This window comes from Gordonia sp. Z-3 (genome assembly GCF_036233855.1).
In the GTDB taxonomy this organism is placed as follows: domain Bacteria; phylum Actinomycetota; class Actinomycetes; order Mycobacteriales; family Mycobacteriaceae; genus Gordonia; species Gordonia tangerina.
Genome location: NZ_JAZARS010000003.1, coordinates 88,267 through 103,016 on the forward strand (window position 1 = coordinate 88,267; position 14,750 = coordinate 103,016).

11 protein-coding genes are annotated in these 14,750 nt (G+C 68.1%); 4 read left to right on the forward strand and 7 right to left on the reverse strand.

All coding sequences use genetic code 11. The features are described from left to right. Positions 1 to 93: 93 nt before the first annotated feature. From VX037_RS04070 to VX037_RS04080, 3 genes are all read right to left on the reverse strand, one after another. Entirely contained in the window at positions 94 to 2,163 is a 2,070-nt protein-coding gene (locus VX037_RS04070; RefSeq protein WP_328713324.1) for a PTS fructose transporter subunit IIABC, read from the reverse strand. A 66-nt stretch (positions 2,164 to 2,229) separates the two neighbouring features. Then, on the reverse strand, positions 2,230 to 3,252 hold the full coding sequence (locus VX037_RS04075) for a 1-phosphofructokinase family hexose kinase (RefSeq protein WP_328713326.1): 1,023 nt from the start codon (positions 3,250 to 3,252) through the stop codon (positions 2,230 to 2,232). 29 nt (positions 3,253 to 3,281) lie between these two features. Then, complete coding sequence (locus VX037_RS04080) at positions 3,282 to 4,052, reverse strand: DeoR/GlpR family DNA-binding transcription regulator (RefSeq protein WP_235722172.1); 771 nt, start codon at positions 4,050 to 4,052, stop codon at positions 3,282 to 3,284. 165 nt (positions 4,053 to 4,217) lie between these two features. Here VX037_RS04080 and ptsP point away from each other — a divergent pair, with 165 nt between their 5' ends. Then, positions 4,218 to 5,900, forward strand: a complete 1,683-nt coding sequence (ptsP, locus tag VX037_RS04085; protein WP_328713327.1) for a phosphoenolpyruvate--protein phosphotransferase — start codon at positions 4,218 to 4,220, stop codon at positions 5,898 to 5,900. Positions 5,901 to 5,919: 19 nt separating this feature from the next. Here the strand turns inward: ptsP and lexA are convergent, their stop codons facing one another. Next, positions 5,920 to 6,696: a transcriptional repressor LexA gene (lexA, locus tag VX037_RS04090; protein WP_287016026.1), complete on the reverse strand. Its 777-nt coding sequence runs from the start codon at positions 6,694 to 6,696 to the stop codon at positions 5,920 to 5,922. Between the two features lie 562 nt (positions 6,697 to 7,258). Here lexA and VX037_RS04095 point away from each other — a divergent pair. Together VX037_RS04095 and nrdR are read left to right on the forward strand one after the other, a co-directional pair. Continuing rightward, positions 7,259 to 7,546 carry a LysM peptidoglycan-binding domain-containing protein gene (locus VX037_RS04095; protein ID WP_235722169.1) on the forward strand — a complete coding sequence of 96 codons (288 nt, stop codon included), beginning with the start codon at positions 7,259 to 7,261 and terminating at the stop codon, positions 7,544 to 7,546. A 103-nt stretch (positions 7,547 to 7,649) separates the two neighbouring features. Next, positions 7,650 to 8,162 (forward strand): transcriptional regulator NrdR, encoded by a 513-nt coding sequence (gene nrdR / locus VX037_RS04100; protein WP_328713461.1) that lies wholly within the window; start codon positions 7,650 to 7,652, stop codon positions 8,160 to 8,162. On the opposite strand, the gene hrpA is transcribed toward nrdR, so the two are convergent. After that, complete coding sequence (gene hrpA, locus VX037_RS04105; protein WP_328713329.1) at positions 8,155 to 12,066, reverse strand: ATP-dependent RNA helicase HrpA; 3,912 nt, start codon at positions 12,064 to 12,066, stop codon at positions 8,155 to 8,157. The two genes, nrdR and hrpA, sit on opposite strands and share 8 nt — an antisense overlap. 109 nt (positions 12,067 to 12,175) lie before the next feature. On the opposite strand from hrpA, the gene VX037_RS04110 reads away from it, so the two are divergent. Continuing rightward, positions 12,176 to 13,405, forward strand: coding sequence for an aminotransferase family protein (locus VX037_RS04110; protein ID WP_235722167.1), 1,230 nt, complete (start codon positions 12,176 to 12,178; stop codon positions 13,403 to 13,405). 135 nt (positions 13,406 to 13,540) lie between these two features. Here VX037_RS04110 and VX037_RS04115 read toward each other — a convergent pair whose 3' ends face one another. Both VX037_RS04115 and VX037_RS04120 read right to left on the reverse strand, forming a co-directional pair. After that, on the reverse strand, positions 13,541 to 14,074 hold the full coding sequence (locus tag VX037_RS04115) for a carboxymuconolactone decarboxylase family protein (RefSeq protein WP_235722166.1): 534 nt from the start codon (positions 14,072 to 14,074) through the stop codon (positions 13,541 to 13,543). Between the two features lie 11 nt (positions 14,075 to 14,085). Further along, on the reverse strand, positions 14,086 to 14,673 hold the full coding sequence (locus VX037_RS04120; RefSeq protein ID WP_235722165.1) for a peroxiredoxin: 588 nt from the start codon (positions 14,671 to 14,673) through the stop codon (positions 14,086 to 14,088). Positions 14,674 to 14,750: the final 77 nt, after the last annotated feature.

Below are 14,750 nucleotides of genomic sequence, written 5' to 3' on the forward strand. Positions count from 1 at the left end.
TGGGTTCAAATCTCGAGCCGGGGGCGTTGCAGTCGGGATTGTCGCGGTCGGAAATGTTGCGGTCGATGTCGACTGAGTCTGCCCGAACAGCGCTCAGGCGGGGACGGTTTGGACGTCTTCGAAGCGTCCGGCGTGTTGCCGGTTCGCATGCCACTGCTTGGCCGTAATGACGGCGAACGCGCTCAGGACGGTTCCGGCGGCCAGGGCGACGAGGAACAGAATCCAGTTGTTCATGGCGAAGAACACGAAGATACCGCCGTGCGGTGCGCGCAGTTCGACACCGAATGCCATCACCAGGCCGCCCGCGAGCGCTCCGCCGGCCATCATCGAGGGGATCACCCGGAACGGGTCCGTGGCGGCGAACGGGATGGCTCCCTCGGAGATGAACGAGGCGCCGAGCAGCCATGCGGCCTTGCCGTTCTCACGCTCGGGCTCGGTGAACAGCTGCGGACGCAGCACCGTGGCCAGTGCCATGGCCAGCGGCGGCACCATGCCGGCACACATCACCGCCGCCATGATCTGCAGCTGTGCGGGTCCGCCGATGGCCAGGCCGGTGGTGGCGAACAGATAGGCCGCCTTGTTGACGGGTCCACCGAGGTCGAAGCACATCATCAGGCCGAGGACCACGCCCAACACCACCGCGGAGCCTCCCGACATGCTGTTGAGTGCGTCGGTCATCTGATCGGTCACCCAGGCCAGCGGCTTGCCGAGGAGCATGTAGAGCAGCACGCCGATCACCATGCTGCCCAGCAGTGGGATGATGACCACCGGTTGCAGTCCGCGTGCCCACTGCGGCAACGGGATCCGGGCGATCCACAAGCACACGACACCGGCGATGAGGCCGCCGACCAGTCCGCCGATGAAGCTCGCGCCCACGGCGACCGAGACCAGGCCGGCCACGAATCCCGGCGCGATGCCCGGTCGGTCGGCGATGGCGAACGAGATGTAGCCGGCCAACACCGGGACCAGCATGCCCATGGCCAGCGAGCCGACTGCGAAGAGTACGGCGCCGATGTACTGGCCGAGTCCGCCGGCCGGGAGGTCCCAGAGACTGTTGTTCAGTGCGATGAAAGCGCCGTCGGACAGTGAGCCGGCTTCATCGAGGGTGCTGTTGGCGATCTCGTAACCGCCGAGGAAGGGCAGGAAGCCCAATGCGATGAGCAAGCCGCCGGCCGCGACGAACGGGATCATGTAGCTCACACCCGTCATCAGCGCCTGTCGGACCTGGCCGCCGAGACCGACGCCCGCAGTCCCGGATGACTCCGTTTCGGCGCCGTCGTCGTCGGCGGCGCCGCTGACCACGGTCGCCGACGGATTCTTCGACGCGGCAACCGCTTCGGCGATCATCGCGTCGGGTTCGTTGATCGCGCGTTTGACGCCCGAGGCGACCACGGGTTTGCCGCGGAAACGATCCTTGCCCTTCACCCCGACATCGGTGGCGAAGATCACGGCGTCGGCATCGGCGATGACCTGGGGATCGAACGAGGTGGTCGCTGAGGAACCCTGGGTTTCCACGTGGAAGTCGACATCGGCGCGTTCGGCCGCGTACTTGAGTGCGTCGGCGGCCATGTAGGTGTGGGCGATACCGGTGGGGCAGGCGGTGATCGCCACGACAGACGGCCGTCGGTCGGCGTCGCCGGCGTCTGGTGCCGTGGGCGTTGTCTCGGGGGGCGCCACCGTGGATGTCGCCGCCGGCGTCTGGGTGGGCTGCGGGTTGATGGCCTCGTCGACGAGTTGTACGACGCGCTCGTCGCTGTCGGCCGCCCGCAGCGAGTCGACGAACTCCGGACGCACCAGCGACCGGGCCAGCGAGCTGAGCAGCTTCATGTGCTCGGAGGCGCCGCCTTCGGGTGCGGCGATGAGGAACACCAGGTCGGCGGGACCGTCCGGGGCGCCGAAGTCGACCTTTCGCGACAGGCGCGCCATCGCGAGGGAGGCTGCGGTGACCGACGCGGCGCGCGCGTGCGGGATCGCGATTCCGCCGGGCAGTCCGGTGGCGGACTTGGCCTCGCGATCGAGCGCGCCGCGGGCCAGCACGGTGGCGTCGGTGGTGCGGCCGGCCGAGGCCAGCCGATCGGCGAGGTAACCGATCACGGCCGCCGGGTCGTCGCCGGCGTCCACGTCGAGGCTCACCGTCTGTGGGGTGATGATCTGTTCTGACATGGGTTTTCCTTCGTGCGGGTGCTTGTCGGAAGGTGGATTTGCTTCGGTGTCAACGCAAGGGGATCGTCAACCTGCACTGGCGGCCCCGGTGAGGTCGGTGACGGAGACGTTGTCCGGATCGATCTGATCGGGATAGGGCGGTTGAGTGCCGGCCAGAGCGGTGGCCGCAGAGCCGTACGCCACGGCCATCCGGAGCCGTTCGGGTTCCTCGGCACCACTGCATTCGGCGATGAGATAACCGGTGAGGGCAGCGTCGCCGGCGCCGACGGTGCTGCGCGGCACGATGGGCGGTGGGGTCGCGAACCATGCGCCTGTCGAGGTGACCAACAGGGCGCCGGCGGCGCCGAGAGTGGCGAGGATCGCCGCCCCGGTGCGGTGCGCCAGCACGGTGGCGGCGGCGATCAGGGGAGCGTGGTCGCCACGCGCAGATGCCGTCGACAACTCCGCCGCGTCGACACCGGTGGCCTCGGCGAGCTCTTCCTCATTGGGCTTGAGGAGATCGACCGGCCCGGTGACCGCCGCGGCGAGCGGAGCGCCGGAGGTGTCCACCGCCACCCGGCAACCCGTATCGGCAAGTGCGTCGACGACCGTGCGGTACCAGTTGTGCGGCAGCCCCGGCGGCAGCGAGCCGCACAACGCCACCCAGCGGGCATCGCCGGCATTGGCGAGGACCAGCTCGGTCAGTTCGGCGGCCGACGCGTCGTCGAGCACGAAACCGGGTGCGTTGACCTTCGTGGTGGTGCCGTCGGGGTCGACGATGGTGACGTTGGACCGGACCTCACCGTCGATCGCGAGTGTCAGGTAGGGCAACGCGACCGAGTCGAGCGCCGCGAGCAGCGGGTCACCGGCGCGCGCCGGGAGCAGTGCCCGCGTTCCGATACCCGCAGCGGATGCCACCCGGGCGACGTTGACGCCCTTGCCGCCCGGTTCGGTGCGGACGCTGCTGGCACGCTGGACCGCGCCATGGCTCAACGGCGCGGTCAGTTCCAGCGTCCGGTCCAGACTCGGATTTGCTGTCACGGTCACGATCGCCGGCGTACGGCCGGGGTCGACCCGGCCGGCGGCCGAAGCCGGGTGGGGGACTGTCATGGATTCCCTCTCCGTGGTGTGGTCGGTGATCACGCGATCACCGTCTCGATGCCGTGGTCGGCGAGTGCCCCCGCGAAGTCGGGGTCGATACCGGTGTCGGTGATCAGTACGTCGATGTCGGCGAGCGCGGCGAAGGACGTGAGATCTTCATGGCCCGCCTTCGACGAGTCCGCCAGAACGACGACGCGGTGGGCGGAACGGACGATCGCCGACTTGATCGCTGCCTCGTCCGGATCCGGGGTGGACAGGCCGTGGGCGATGCTGATGCCGTTTGTGCCGACGAAGGCCGTGGTGATGCGCAGCCGTTCGAGTGCGGCGACGGTGTCGGCGCCGACCATCGCCTGGGTGAGTCCGCGGACTCGGCCGCCGAGCACATGCAGGGTCTCGGCGCCCTGTGCGGCCAGGGCGCCGGCGATGGGAATGCTGTGGGTCATCAACGTCAGTCGGCGGTCACGGGGGAGTGCGAGGGCGGCCTGGTAGGTGGTGGTGCCGGCGTCGATGAACACCGACCCGCCGTCGGGTGGGAGGAAGCGCGACGCGGCCGCACCGATCGCGAGCTTCTGGTCGGTGTGCGACATCAGGCGTTCGTCGATGCCCTGTTCGCCGACGACCGGCGTCGCGCCGGGACGTACGGCGCCACCATGGACGCGCTGGAGGTGTCCGTTGCGTTCCAGCACAGCGAGATCGCGGCGGACGGTCTCGCTCGTCACGTCGAACAGCGAGGCCAAAGCGGTGACCGAGGCGCGGCCGTTGACCCGTACCTGGTTGGCGATCGCCTGCTGACGTTCTTCCGCGTACACGATGTCCTCGTCTGTTGATTTGATTGGCTTTGGATGTGGGTATATCTGTGTTTACGCCTGTTTATGTTGACAAGTCAAGGTTTTCTTGTAACTTGGATCACAACGGTGACCAGTAGATCGTGGCGGCACACCGTGGCCCAGCCCGTCGGACAAGTGAGGATCTCGGTGGAGCACACACACGTACTGAACGGAACGCCGGTCGTCGGCGGACACGCCTACGGGCCCGCGATCTGGCCGGGTGAGCGTCCGGTGTACGACCCGGCCGTCGCCGCCCCCGTCCTCGAGGACGAACGCGACGTGGAGATCAAGCGGTTCACCGACGCGGCGGCCGCGGTCGCGGGGAGGCTGCGGGAGCGGGCATCACACGCCTCGGGTGCCGCGGCGGAGGTATTGTCGGCGACGGCGGGTCTCGCCGAGGACCGCGGGTGGACCGGCGCGGCCTCGAAACTCATCACGACAGGGACGGCAGCGCCGGCGGCAGCGGTCGCCGCGACCGACCAGTTCGCGGCGATGTTCACCAAACTCGGCGGCCTCATGGCCGAGCGCGTCACGGATCTCAACGATGTCCGGGACCGCGTGGTCGCCGAACTACTGGGAGTCCCCGAACCCGGGGTTCCGGAACCCGCCGAACCGTCTGTGCTGTTGGCCGACGATCTTGCTCCGGCCGACACGGCGGGACTGGACCCGACAAAGGTCACCGCGCTGGTCACACGGCTGGGCGGCCCGACCAGTCACACCGCGATCATCGCGCGACAACTCGGGATTCCGTGTGTGGTGGCGGTATCCGGCCTCGGTGAGGTGGCCGCCGGGACGACGGTGCTGGTCGACGGTACCGCGGGCACCCTGGAGGTCGAGCCGGATCCCGACGACGCCGCCGCGCGCGTGGCCGAGAGCCGGCGGATGGCGGAATTGGTGGCGGCCTGGGCCGGACCGGGAGTGACCGCCGACGGGCGACCGATCGCGGTCCTCGCCAATGTCGCCGATGGCACGTCGGCCCGGTCGGCGACCTCCCACCCGGTAGAGGGTGTCGGCCTGTTCCGCACGGAGTTGGCGTTTCTCGACCGCGCGGACGAGCCCTCGGTGGAGGAGCAGACGCGGCTCTATCGCGAGGTGCTCGACGCCTTCGAGGGGCGCAAGGTGGTGATCCGGACCCTCGATGCGGGCTCCGACAAGCCGCTGAAGTTCGTCACGCAGATCGAGGAGACCAATCCGGCTCTCGGCGTGCGTGGCAACCGGATCGTCGATGCTCATCCGGGCATCCGGGCGGCCCAGCTCGACGCGATCGCGGCAGCCGCCGACGGAGGTCAACCGACGCCGTGGGTGATGGCGCCGATGATCGCCTCGGCGACCGAGGCCGCGGAGTTCGCCGGGGAGGTACGCCGACGCGGACTGATCGCCGGTGTGATGATCGAGGTGCCGGCGGCAGCGATTCTCGCCGAATCGATCCTGGCGGAGGTCGACTTCGTGTCGATCGGAACCAACGACCTGACCCAGTACACGATGGCCGCCGACCGGATGTCGGCGGAGCTCGCCGCTCTCACCGATCCCTGGCAGCCCGCGGTGCTCACCCTTATCGCCGGCGTGGCGCGTGCCGGTCAGGCCGCCGACAAACCCGTTGGGGTCTGCGGCGAGGCGGCAGCCGATCCGTTGCTCGCGTGTGTGCTGGTCGGACTCGGGGTCACGTCCCTGTCGACTGCGCCCGCGGCCTCGGCCGCGGTCGGCGCCAGGCTCGCGGAGGTGACCGTCGAGCAATGTCGTGCGGCCGCCGAGGCTGCCCTGGCGACGGCGGAACCCGCCGCGGCTCGTGCTGCTGCGACTGCGGTGCTGGCCGGCGCAGTGGTCGGCTGAGCGGCCGGCCCGCTCGGTTTCAGACCCGGCGCATCACGGTGACGACCTTGCCGAGAATGGCGGCGTCATCGCCCGAGATCGGGTCGAACAGATCGTTGTGCGGCATCAGCCAGACGTGGCCGTCCTTGCGCTTGAAGGTCTTGACCGTGGCCTCGCCGTCGATCATCGCTGCCACGATGTCGCCGTTGTCGGCGACACTCTGCTGGCGTACGACCACCCAGTCGCCGTCGCAGATCGCCGCGTCGATCATCGACTCGCCGACCACGCGGAGCAGGAACAGTGAGCCCTCACCTACGAGTTCGCGGGGTAGCGGGAACACGTCCTCGACGGCTTCCTCGGCGAGAATGGGTCCACCCGCGGCGATCCGGCCGAGGACCGGTACGAACGTCGGGGTGGGCAGCTGCGCGCCATCGCCGGATGCGGCCGTACCGCCCGGTGGGATGTGCTGGTCGCCGTCTTGGATGTTGACCGCGCGTGGGCGGTTGTGGTCGCGCTTGAGTAGACCTTTGCGTTCCAGGGTCCGCAGCTGGTGGGCCACCGACGACGTCGAGGTGAGGCCGACGGCATCGCCGATCTCCCGGATGCTCGGCGGATAACCGCGCTCGCGGACCGAGGCGCGGATGTACTCGAGCACGCCTCGCTGACGAGGGGTCAGGCTAGCCTCGACGACTTCCGGATCGGCGACCGCGCTATCCGATGCCTCCGGATCGGCTCCGGTCGGCGCCTGCGCCTCGGGTTTCGGCTTGCTGCTGATCCCGCGGGACGCGCCGCGCCGCCCGCCGGCTTTGTCGCTCATCGGTCGAGTCCTTCCTGTCGCCGAAACCGGCAGCGGCCGATTACGGGTTGCCGGTCTGGATCGAAAAACTGCTGGTCTGTTCGGGGAAACTGCTCGGCTGGTTCGGAACTGCTGTTCAGGGCCCATCCACGCACGTCACCATGTCGCCGACAGTAGCCGAACATTTCGACATGTTCAAACATGTGTTCGACGTGTGTCGAGACATTGTCGGACCCACGTGCTACAAATCGAACATGCGTTCTCTCGAACACATGAGCGACGTGCGTTCGAGAGGCGCCCGAGGTTCGATCCGACTCGTTCCCAGGAGGACACGATGAGCACAGCGACCCTTCATCGGCAGACGCAGTACGCACCGGCTGCGCCCCCGATGCACCCGGCATCCGGGCGCCCTGCAGACGTCCCGACGCGCGACAGAGTCCCGGCCGGGCATGTCTCCCGACCGCGGCGGCGGGGGCGATATGACTCCACCGGGCCCACGAGGCGTCGACCGGGCGGGTCCGGTGCCCCGGCGGCACGGGTGTCGGGGACGAGCTGTGCGTCGCCGGGAGTCGACCGTAGGTTCGTGCGTCGACGCGCGACGGCCGCAGCCGTGGTGCTCGGTGGGGCGCTCGCGGTGCTGGTGTGGGCGGTCGCCATCGTCGGCTCCAACTATGCCGCGTCGGTGAAACCGAGCCCTACCGGGACCGAGGTGGTCCACGTGCGGCAGGGTGATTCGTTGAGCTCCATCGCCGATCGCATCGCGCCGGATGTGCCACGCCAGGCCGTCATCGAGCAGATCGTCGAACGCAACAAACTCGCCGGCTCCGGCCTGCGGGTGGGGCAGGCTTTGATCGCACCCGCATACAGCTGAGGGCCTGACGGTATCCTCGATGGCACAGGGTCCGGCCGGGAACCGGCACGGCGTGACGGGTGACCGGTGCGCCGGTGTGTCCAGAGACGTGCGTGAGGACGACATGCGCTGCCCGTTTTGCAAGAACGAAGACACCAAGGTCATCGACTCGCGTGTCGCCGACGAGGGGCAGGCGATCCGACGGCGCCGTTCGTGTGCGGAGTGCCGTCGCCGATTCTCCACCGTCGAGAGTGCCGTGCTGTCGGTCGCCAAACGCAACGGGGTCACCGAGCCGTTCAGTCGGGAGAAGGTGATGCGCGGGGTTCGTCGGGCCTGCCAGGGCCGAGACGTCGCCGAGGACGCGCTCGCCAAGTTGGCCCAGCAGGTCGAGGATGCGGTCCGCGCATCGGGATCGGCCGAGATTCCCAGCAATGAGGTGGGGTTGGCGATCCTCGGTCCGCTGCGTGATCTCGACGAGGTGGCCTATCTGCGCTTCGCCTCGGTCTACCGGTCATTCGACTCGCTGGAGGACTTTCAGCGAGAGATCGACGACCTGCAGGGCAATCTCACCCACCGCTCCGAGGCCGATTCCGGGGTGGTTGATGAGCGGGTCAGCGTCACCGACGGTCTCAACTGAACTGATCGAGGGCGCGGATCGCCCGCTTCTCCGAGATCGGCCGTGCGGTGCCCAACCGCTGCGCGAACAGTCCGACCCGCAGTTCCTCGACAAGCCAGTGCGCGTGTTCGTCGAACGCATCCCGGCGCGCCGCAGCGAGGTGCGTTGCACGCTGATTCCAATGCGTCACAACACGATCGATGGATGCCAGGGCGGTACTGTCGCGGCCGGCAGCTGCGGGCAACTCCGTGAGGCGAACGGTTGCGGCTTCGAGGTAGCGCGGCACATGGACAAGGCGGTCGTGCGGGGTCGCGACGACGAATCCGTCGAAGACCAGATTGTCCAACTGCTCGGCGACGTCATCGGCGGCCACCGAGCCGCTGAGCCGGTCCATCTGCGCGCGCAGCGGGGCCACGCGGCGGAGCACGTCAACGCTCAGGGTGAAGTAATCGGGAGCCTGTTGCGCCACCCGGGGGCGCAGATCGTCGCGGAGTCGCCGGAATTCGGTCGCCGATCGCACGGCACGAAGGTTCCGGTCTGCCGCGAGGTCGCGGATGGCGCGTCGGGTGCAGTCGCCCACGAGATGTTCGACATCGCGGTAGGGGCTCTGACTCATCGCCAACCGACCGGCGGCATCAAGGGTCGCGGTGATCTTGCGGGTCAGCGGTGGGATGGTCAGGTCGAGGAGTGCCACCACCGCTGCGCTGTGACGGCGGTCGCGTTCGGCCTCGGTGCTCAGCTCGACACGGGTCACCCCAACCGTCCGGCCGGCTGCGTCACGAACAGCGTCGAGTCCCACATAATGGGTGATCTGCTGTCCGGCAACAGTTGTCGTCACCGTGGGCGGTAGCTCGCCGATGCCGGTGGCGGTCCAGTCCGTGACGACCTCGACGGGCCGGGCGGCCTCGTGCGACCCGTCGAACTCCTGCTTCAGCCGGTGCAGCGACTTCCCGGTCGTGAGCACGGTGCCGTCACGGTCGACCACGGCAAAATTCATCGTGAGGTGGGGTGGAATCCGCTCGGGTGCGAAGTCGTCGGGAGACACCGTCATGGTCGTGATCGTCGACAGTTCGCGGGCGAGGCCGGCGACGAGGGGCTCGGCGCGCGGTGTCAATCGGGACAACGCGAGATCGGCGAAACGCTGCGCCGGCGCCATCGACTTGCGTAGCGACTTGGGGAGTGACCGGACGAGTTCGGTCGCGAGCTCGCTGCGCAGGCCCGGAACCGACCAGTCGAAGCCTGCCGGCCGCACATGGTCGAGCAGCGGCCGCGGGATCACCACGGTGACACCGTCATCGGGGGCACCCGGTTCGAACCGGTACCGCAGCTCGAGGCGGGTTTCGCCCTGCTGCCAGGCGCCGGGGAAGTCTGTGTCGGCGACAGCGACGTCGGTGGCCACATCCTCCGGGCGGAGATCGAGCAGGTCTGGCTGCGCGCGCCGGGCCTTCTTCCACCAGCTGTCAAAATGTCGGGCCGAGACGACCTCGTCGCCGATACGCGCGTCGTAGAAGTCGAACAGTTGCTGTTCGCTGATCACCACATCGCGACGCCGTGCACGGTGTTCCACATCGGCCGCGGCCTCGAGCAGAGCACGGTTGTTGTGGAAGAACGTGTGCTCGGTGCGCCAGTCACCCTCGACGAGGGCGTGACGGATGAACATCTCTCGTGCGGTCGGTGGATCAATGGGCCCGAACTGCACCCGGCGTCGTGCCACCAGCGGAACGCCATAGAGCGTCACCCGCTCGTAGGCCAACGCGGCGCCACGTTTCGCCGACCAGTGCGGCTCGCTGTAGCTGCGGCGGACCAGATCTCCGGCGAGTTGCTCGACCCACAGCGGATCGATCGCTGCCACCGTGTGCGCGAACAGCCGGGAGGTCTCCACGAGCTCGGCGGCCATCAGGAACGCGGGCGGCTTCCGGGCCAGCGCCGAACCCGGGAAGATCGCCATGGTGGTGTTGCGTGCGCCCAGGTATTCGCGTGAATCACCCTGCCGCACGGCTATGTTGCCCAGCAGGCCGGCCAAGATGGCGCGGTGGATGGCATCGGCATCGCGTTCGGTTGCCGGAACAGGCCAGTCGAGGTCGGTCACCACCCGGGTCAGCTGTCGATGCAGTTCCTGCCATTCCCGGATCCGCAGAAAGTGAAGGAACTCGCGTTCGCAGAGTCTCCGGAACTGATTCCCGGACAGCTCTTTGCGGCGCTCGGTCAGATACGACCAGAGCTCGAGGTGGGCCAGGAACTCCGAGCCCGGCACGGCGAACCGCCGGTGAGCGGCGTCGGCTGCCTCGCGCTGGTCGGCAGGGCGCTCGCGCACATCAGGAATCGACAGCGCCGCGGCGATGACCAGAACATGGTCGAGACACCCGCCGTCACGCGCCGCGATGAGCATGCGGGCCAGTCGTGGATCCACCGGGATGCGGGCCATCTGGCGGCCGACCTGGGTGAGCACGGGTTCGTGGTCGTCGCGTTGCGTCTCGTGTATTGCGCCGAGCTCGGTGAGCACGGCCATGCCGTCGCGGATTGCGCGAGCGTCCGGGGGTTGGACGAACGGGAACTGCGAGACGTCGCCGATGCGCAAGGAGGCCATCTGCAGGATGACCGCGGCGAGGTTGGTGCGCAGGATCTCCGGATCGGTGAACGCGGCGCGGGCGTCGAAATCCTCCTCCGCGTAGAGCCGGATACACACGCCCGGCGCCACGCGGCCGCACCGTCCCGCACGCTGGCGGGCACTGGCCTGTGAGATCGCTTCCACCGGAAGTCGGTTCACCTTGGACCGGGTGGAGTAGCGGGAGATTCGCGCGGTGCCGGTGTCGATCACGTAGCGGATGCCCGGGACGGTCAACGAGGTCTCGGCGACATTGGTGGCAAGCACGATGCGGTGTCCCGACGACGGCGCGAACACCCGTTGCTGATCGGCGATGGACAGACGGGCGAACAGGGGCACGATCTCGGCTCCGGCCGAGGCACGATGCCGCAGTGCATCGGCCGTCTCGCGGATGTCACGTTCGGTCGGCAGGAACACCAGGATGTCGCCGCTGCGCCGACCGGACCACAACTCGCCGACCGCGGCGTCGATCGCCTGTGCCTGATCGAGGTCGCGATGGTCACTGTCCGGGTCGCGTGCGTCACCGAACGGCCGATAGCGGACCTCCACGGGGTAGGTCCGACCGGACACCTCGAGAATCGGCACCTCTGCGCCGTCGACGGCGTCCGCGAAATGCCGGGCGAACCGATCCGGCTCGATCGTGGCAGAGGTGATGATCACCTTGAGATCGCGGCGTCGGGGCAGCAGCCGGCGGAGGTAGCCGAGGATGAAATCGATGTTCAGACTGCGTTCGTGGGCCTCGTCGATGATCAGCGTGTCGTAGCTGCGCAGCAACGGGTCGCCGGCGATCTCGCGGAGCAGGATGCCGTCGGTCATGACCTTGACCATGGTGTCGGCGCCGGCACGGTCGGTGAAGCGCACGGAGTAGCCGATTGCGTCGCCGATCTGCGACGCGGTTTCGTCGGCGATGCGACGCGCCACCGAACTCGCCGCGATCCGGCGAGGTTGGGTGTGCCCGATCGCGCCGCGCACTCCACGGCCGAGTTCCAGACAGATCTTGGGAAGCTGCGTCGTCTTACCCGAACCGGTCTCGCCCGCCACGACCACCACCTGATGCTCGGCGATGGCGCCGGCGATGTCGGAGCGCGCCTCGGATATGGGCAGTTCGGGCGGGAACTCGAGTAGCGGGAGCGATGCGCGCCGTCGGTCCACACGTGATTGTGCCGAAGCCACGTCCGCGGCGAGCCGCTGCCAAGCCGTGGCCCCGGGATGGCGCCCGAGCTTGTCGATCCGGCGGCGCAGCCGGTGTGCATCGACGATGGTCAGTTCATCGAGCGTGTCGAGCAGCGCGCGGCGGTCTGCGGAAGTCGGTGCGGACATGATGCATACAGGATATGGGGTGGCCACGAGTGGGGTCGCGCACGTCCGCATCATCGGCGCCGGACGACCTGCGTCCTCCGGCGATGCCGACGACCGGCATGATTGAGCCATGGCAGGCTCACTTTGGCATGGATTCGCCGACATGGGATCGGTCACCGCGAACGGACCGTTCGTGGTGACCCGCGGAAGCGGTACCCGGATCTGGGACGGACAGGGACGCGAGTACCTCGACGCGACCGCCGGTCTGTGGTTCACCAACATCGGCCATGGGCGCACCGAGGTCGCTGACGCCGTGGCCGACCAGCTGGGCCGGCTCGCGCATTACTCCGGCTTCGGTGACCTCACCGCGGACGTGACCGCCGAGCTCGCCGAACGGTTGGCCGGGATCGCTCCGGTAGCCGGTAGCAAGATCTTCTTCACCTCCGGTGGCAGCGATTCGGTGGACACCGCGGCCAAACTGGCCCGGCGGTACTGGCACGAGGTGGGCAAGCCGGAGAAGAACATCGTCGTCGGCCGCACCAAGGCCTACCACGGAATGCACGTCGCCGGAACCGCGCTCGCCGGAATCGGGGTGAACCGCGAGGGCTACGGGGAGCTGATGGCGGATGCGGAGACCGTGGAGTGGGACAACGCCAAGAGCCTGCTCGGTCTGATCGAGCGAGTCGGGGCGGAGCGGGTCGCGGCGTTCTTCTGTGAGCCGATCATCGGTGCCGGCGGGATCTATCTGCCGCCGGAGGGATATCTCGCCGAGGTACGCCAGATCTGCCGCGATCACGATGTGTTGTTCGTCGCCGACGAGGTGGTCACCGGTTTCGGCCGCATCGGTGGGCAGTCATGGTTCGCCTCGTCGCGATTCGATCTGGCGCCGGACATGATGACCACCGCGAAGGGGCTGACGTCGGGGTACGTCCCGATGGGGGCGGTGTTCATCGCACCGCATGTTGCCGAGCCCTTCTACGCCGGCGGCACCTGGTGGAGGCACGGCTACACCTACGGCGGGCACGCCGGGGCCGCGGCGGCAGCGATGGCCAACCTCGACATCATCGAACGCGAAGGTTTGCTGGCGGAGGCTGCGCGGCTGGAGGCGGATCTGGCCGCGCTGTTGAGCCCGTTGGCGCAGTTGGACGCTGTCGCCGAAGTGCGGACCGGGTTGGGTGCGGTCACCGCGGTGCAGCTCGCCGATCCGGCGCAGGCGCTGCCGATGGTGGGCCGGTTGCGCGAGCACGGTGTGAGCGGGCGGGCCGCCGGTCAGGGCGCCTTGCAGATCTCCCCGGCCTTCGTCATGACCACCGACGAGGTCGGTGAACTGGCCGAGCGGATGCGCGCGGCGTTGTCCTGAGCTGCCACGAGCATCCGCGAAACAGCGCCGACGAGCACGGCACAAACCAGTACGGCACAGACCAGTACGGCACAGATGAACAGCAGGCCCGGCCACCCGCGAGGGCGACCGGGCCTGCTGCGACGGCGAGGGGAGTCAGACCCCGGTCAGGACCTGTGTGGTCGTCAGGGCCTGCGCCACGCCCTCGATGGTTGCGGCGACCTTCACGGCCTCCCAGACCTGCTCCTTGGTCAGCCCGGCCTTGCGTACCACGTCGGCGTGGGCGCTGGTGCAGTCGTGACAGCCGTTGATGGTGGATACCGCCAGGCTCCACAGCTCGAAATCGGCCTTCTCGACGCCTGGGTTGCCGATGATGTTCATCCGCAGGCCCATCCGGACTCCAGCGTAATCGTCGCCGAGGAAACTCTTGGCCCGGTAGGCGACGTTGTTCATGCCCATGATCGATGCGGCGCCGAGCGCCGCGTTGTACGCCTCCGCCGAAAGAACGTCGGCGGCCTCGCTCGCGATCTCGTTGAGCACCTGCGGGTTTCGCGCAGCCGCGGCGGTGGCGAGGAAGGTGCCCCACAGCTGCTGCTCGGTGAGCTCGGTGGACCGGGCGAGCGAACCGAGGTTCAGCTTGAGGTCCTTGGCGTACTCCGGAAGTGCTTCCTTGAGATTGTCGATGCTCATGTGCTGTCCTCTCAGACGCTTGCGGTCAGCAGTTCGCCGGCGTCGAGCGTCGGATCGCCCTTCTTCCAATTGCATGCGCACAGTTCGTCGGACTGCAGCGCGTCGAGAACGCGCAGCACCTCGTCGACGTTGCGTCCGACGGATCCGGCCGTCACCGAGACGAACTGGATCTCGTTGTTCGGGTCGACGATGAAGGTGGCGCGGTCGGCGACGCCGTCTGCATTGAGAACGCCTGCTGCGGAGGCGAGTTCACGCTTCAGGTCACTGAGCATGGGGAACGGGAGGGTTTTGAGATCCTCGTGCTGCGCGCGCCACTGGAAGTGCACGAACTCGTTGTCCACCGAGGCGCCGAGCACCTGTGCGTCGCGGTCGGCGAACTCGTCCTCGAGTTTGCCGAACGCAGCGATCTCGGTCGGGCACACGAAGGTGAAGTCCTTGGGCCAGAAGAAGACGATGCGCCACTTGCCGGGGTGGTCCTCGCTGGTGACGGTGGTGAAGTAGTCGTCGGGCTGCTGGGCGTTCACCTTCGAGAGGTCGCCGCCGATGACCGCGGTGAGGTTGTAGGCCGGGAACTGGTCGCCGATGGTCAACAGTGGCATGGGTTGAGTCGCTCCTCTATGTGGCGGTGATTCTGTTGTCTTGCGCGAAGGATTTCGTCAGACATGCACTATCGTGC